This window comes from Cellulomonas biazotea (assembly GCF_004306155.1).
Taxonomy (GTDB): domain Bacteria; phylum Actinomycetota; class Actinomycetes; order Actinomycetales; family Cellulomonadaceae; genus Cellulomonas; species Cellulomonas biazotea.
The window spans coordinates 1-3,975 of the sequence record NZ_BIMR01000433.1; the positions used below are offsets into that span (position 1 = coordinate 1).

At 77.1% G+C, this 3,975-nt stretch carries 4 protein-coding genes; 3 read left to right on the top strand and 1 reads right to left on the bottom strand.

Annotated features, from left to right (window positions below; all coding sequences use genetic code 11):
- Positions 1-1,587 (top strand): helix-turn-helix transcriptional regulator (locus CBZ_RS19845; protein WP_218022832.1); only part of this gene is annotated, 1,587 nt, incomplete at its 5' end.
- A gap of 24 nt (positions 1,588-1,611) precedes the next feature.
- Here the strand turns inward: CBZ_RS19845 and CBZ_RS19850 are convergent.
- Positions 1,612-2,172 carry a GNAT family N-acetyltransferase gene (locus CBZ_RS19850; RefSeq protein ID WP_130783158.1) on the bottom strand — a complete coding sequence of 187 codons (561 nt, stop codon included), beginning with the start codon at positions 2,170-2,172 and terminating at the stop codon, positions 1,612-1,614.
- 126 nt (positions 2,173-2,298) lie between these two features.
- Between CBZ_RS19850 and CBZ_RS19855 the strand changes: the two genes are divergently transcribed.
- Together CBZ_RS19855 and CBZ_RS19860 are read left to right on the top strand one after the other, a co-directional pair.
- The gene (locus CBZ_RS19855) at positions 2,299-3,075 is read left to right on the top strand and encodes a hypothetical protein (RefSeq protein ID WP_130783159.1); all 777 of its coding nucleotides are present in this window, start codon (positions 2,299-2,301) and stop codon (positions 3,073-3,075) included.
- A 96-nt stretch (positions 3,076-3,171) separates the two neighbouring features.
- Positions 3,172-3,945, top strand: a complete 774-nt coding sequence (locus tag CBZ_RS19860; protein ID WP_130783160.1) for a hypothetical protein — start codon at positions 3,172-3,174, stop codon at positions 3,943-3,945.
- Positions 3,946-3,975: the final 30 nt, after the last annotated feature.

Genomic DNA, 3,975 nt, shown 5'->3' on the forward strand with positions numbered 1-3,975 from the left:
GGCTTCGAGCGTGCGGCGCGTCTGACGCCCGACGGCGCACGTCGCGCCGGGCGTCTGGTCACCGCGGCGGAGTCGGCGTGGCGGGCGGGGCAGCCCGACGTCGCGCTCGACCTGCTGGCGGCGGCGACATCGCTCCCCCGTCCGCCCGACCTGCGGCTGCGCGCCGCCGCGCTGGAGGGTGCCGTGACCGCGCGCACGGGGTCGGTCGAGCGGGCGCGCGACGTCCTCGTGTCGGCCGGGACCGCCGTCGCCGACCTCGACGCGGACACGGCCGTCACACTGCTCGCCGACGGGGTCCTCGCCGCGCAGACGGCGGGCGACATGGCCGGGGCGGCCCGCGCCGCGGCGCGCATCGAGGGCCTGCTCCCCCGCGTCCGTGCCGACCGGGTGCGCTGGGTCGGCACGATGGCGGTGGGGGTCGGGGAGATCCTCACCGACCGCGGCGGGCCGGCGCGGATGCACGAGGCGCTCGCGCTCGCCGCGCAGGACACGGGTCTGCTCGCCGACCCGCGGCTCGCGCCGTGGCTGGTCACCGGCCCCCTGTACCTGCGGGAGAGCGGCATGGCACGCGCGGTCATCCCGACGGTCGTCGCGCACCTGCGCCGCCGCGCCGACATCGGCGGGCTGCCGAGCCTGCTGTTCTACGTCGCGCGGGACCTCGCGACCACGGACCGCTGGACGGACGCCCTCGCCGCGTACACGGAGGGCATCGGGCTGGCCCGCGAGGCCGGGCAGGCGACCGACCTGGCCGGGTGCCTGGCCGGGCTCGCCTGGCTGGAGGCCCGCCGCGGCGACGCCGACGCCTGCCGGGAACACGCGCAGGAGACGCTCGCGCTCGCCGACCGGCACCACCTGGGCTTCTTCGAGACGTGGGCGACCGCCGCACTGGGCGACCTGGCGCTCGGTGCCGGGCGCGCGCAGGAGGCGCTCGACGCCTACGACCGCCTGTCCGCGCTGCTCGCGGACCTGCGGTTCGACGACGTCGACGTGTCGCCCGTCCCCGAGCAGGTCGAGGCGCTCGTCCGGCTCGACCGTGGCGCCGACGCCGTCGCGCTCACCGCGGACCTGACGCACCGCGCCACCGCGAAGGGACAGCCCTGGTCGCTCGCCCGGGCCGCGCGCTCCCGTGGCCTGACCTGCGACGACGCCGACCTCGACGAGCACTTCGGGGTCGCGCTCGCCGAGCACGCACGGACGCCCGACACGTTCGAGACCGCCCGGACGCACCTGGCGTACGGGTCGCGGCTCCGGCGGGCGCGCCGCCGGGCGGATGCCCGGCCGCACCTGCGGGCCGCGCTCGACACGTTCGACGCGCTGGGCGCCGCCCCGTGGGCGGAGCAGGCCGTCGCCGAGCTGCGCGCCACGGGGGTCACCGCGCACCGGCGCGACGTCACGGGCCTCGACCACCTCACCCCGCAGGAGCTGCAGGTCGCGCGCACGCTCGCCGCCGGGCGCACGACCCGGGAGGCCGCCGCCGCGCTGTTCCTCAGCCCCAAGACGATCGAGTACCACCTGCGCAACGTGTACGTGAAGCTCGGCGTCCGGTCGCGCTCCGAGCTCGCGGGCGCGCTCGCCGACCTGCCCTGACGACCCCGGCGCCAGGACCGCGCGCTACACCTCGCGTCGCACGACGACCCGCGGACGGTGCCCGCTGCGGCCCGTCGTCGGCGCCGCGACCTCGAACCCCGCCGCCTCGAACAGCTCGACGGACCCGACGTACCCGGAGATGAGGTCGACCCGCGTCCCGCCCGTCTCCACCGGGTACCCCTCGACGACCTCCGCGCCGTGCGACCGGGCGTGCGCGACGGCCCCGTCGAGCAGCACATGCATGAGCCCCTGGCGGCGGAACGCCGGCCGCACGACGAAGCACACGACGCTCCACGCGTCCCGCTCGTCGACGAACGGGATCGTCCGCGAGCGCATGAGCCGCCGGTAGGTGCTGCGCGGCGCCACCGAGCACCACCCCGCGACCTCGTCGTCCACGTACGCGAGCACGCCAGGGCCGGGGTCGGTCGCGCACTGCTCGCGCATGAAGCCCGGGCGCTCCGCGTTGGGCAGGCTGGAGTTCCGGTACGCGACGCACCAGCAGCCGCCCGCGTCGGGGCGCTTCGTGCCGACGACGGTCGCGAAGTCGTCGAACCGGCCCAGCGCGGGGCGGACGTCGGTGACCATCGCCCCAGGCTAGGGACCGCCCCCGACACCGGCCCACCACGCAGCCTTTGCCCCCGCGGGTCGGCGAGAAGGGCTGCCCCGTCCCGCCTAGGGTCGGGGCGACGTCACCACCAGGAGGAACGCCCGATGACCGACCTCACCTTCGACGCGCGCACCGACGCGCTCGTCGACGCCGTCCGCCGCCAGCCCGGAGCCGTCGGTCTGGTGCTGCTGGGCTCCGCCGCGCGCTCGGAGTCGGCTCGGCGCGACGAGTGGTCGGACCACGACTTCTGGGTGCTGGCCGACGCCGCGCACGTGGCGTCGCTGCGCGACGTGCGGTCGTGGCTGCCGCACCCCGACCGGGTCGTCGCGGTGGGGCGCGAGGGGGCCGTCGGGTTCGCCGTCCTGTATGACGACGGGCACCTCATGGAGTTCGCGGCGGCCACCGCCGACGAGCTGGCCGGGGCGGCCGTCGTGCACCACGACGTCGCGCTCGACGACGGCTCGATCCAGGCGCTGATCGACGCGTCCGACGCGCGCGCGACGGTGCGCGACGCCCCCGACCCGGCCAACGACACCGCGCTCGCGCTGGTCAAGCTCATGGTCGGCGCGGGGCGCGCCCGCCGCGGCGAGGTGCTCAGCGGTGGTCAGATGGTCCGGCAGTGGGCGGTGCAGCACCTGGTCCGGGCCGTCCGCGAGCGCGTCCCGACGACTGTCGCCGACCGCGAGCACATCGACGGTGCGCGGCGGTTCGAGGCCGCCTACCCGCAGGTCGGGGCGCGCCTGAACGCTGCGCTCGACCGACCCGTCGAGGACGCGGCGCGCGCCCTGCACGCCCTCGCGCGGGACGTGCTGGAGCCCGGCTGGGACGACTTCCCGTCGCGGGCGGCCGACGTGGTCGCGGCACGGCTCGGCTGGGCGTAGCCCGGGGCGGCGGGTATCAGCACCGCCGCGCTCCGCTCCTCTCCCTCGACGGCATGCCGCGCCGGTGCGGCGTGCCTGCGCACCGGGGGCGGAGCCATGGACGACAGGGACCAGAACGACGGCGCGGGCGGCCCGACGGGCGGGTCCGGCACGCCAGGCGGGACGAGCGGGCCGGGAGGCGCGGGCGACGCGTGGATCGACTCGCCGCCCCCGCCGCCGATGGGCGGGACCGCGCCCGGGCCCGTGGCGACGGGTGGTGGTGGGGCACCGCCGTCGTCGGGGCCGAGCGACGCGCAGCGGCAGCTGCGCCGCGGGCTGCTCATCGGTGCGGGGTCGGTCCTCGGGCTCGGCGTCGTCGTGGCGGTCGTCGCCCTGGCGTGGACGCGCGGAGGTGGCGACGCCGACGACTCGGCGGCCGGCGGGGAGGTGACGGCGACGGCGACGGCGAGCGAGACCGCGTCGAGCGAGCCGTCGGTGAGCACCCCGACCGTCACGGTCGTCGACCGGGCGGTCCCGGCGACGCAGGTCTGGACGGCCATGGACGTGACGTGCGAGCAGGGCGACACGCTGCGCATCGACATGTACGGCTCGGCGTCGCACGACCAGAGCCCCGGCGGGACGGTCGGGCCGACCGGCCTGCTCGACCCGTGGTTCCACCAGTTCAACGTCGAGGGCTTCCCCGACGCCAACACGATGGCGGTCATCGGCAGCCTCGGTGAGGACCCGTCGACGTACTTCGTCGTCGGTGCGGGCACGACGTACGTGTGCCCGGTGACGGGCGAGCTGCGGCTCGGGGTCAACGACGAGGGCGTCGAGAACAACAGCGGGGCCTTCGGCGCGACGATCACGCGCACGGTGGCGACCGGCTGAGACGCCCGGCCGTCGCGCGTGCGAGGGCCC

Coding starts and splice junctions, on each gene's coding strand:
- CBZ_RS19850 (WP_130783158.1), bottom strand. CDS start 2,172: ATGGTCACCGACGTCCGCCCCGCGCTGGGCCGGTTCGACGACTTCGCG.
- CBZ_RS19855 (WP_130783159.1), top strand. CDS start 2,299: ATGACCGACCTCACCTTCGACGCGCGCACCGACGCGCTCGTCGACGCC.
- CBZ_RS19860 (WP_130783160.1), top strand. CDS start 3,172: ATGGACGACAGGGACCAGAACGACGGCGCGGGCGGCCCGACGGGCGGG.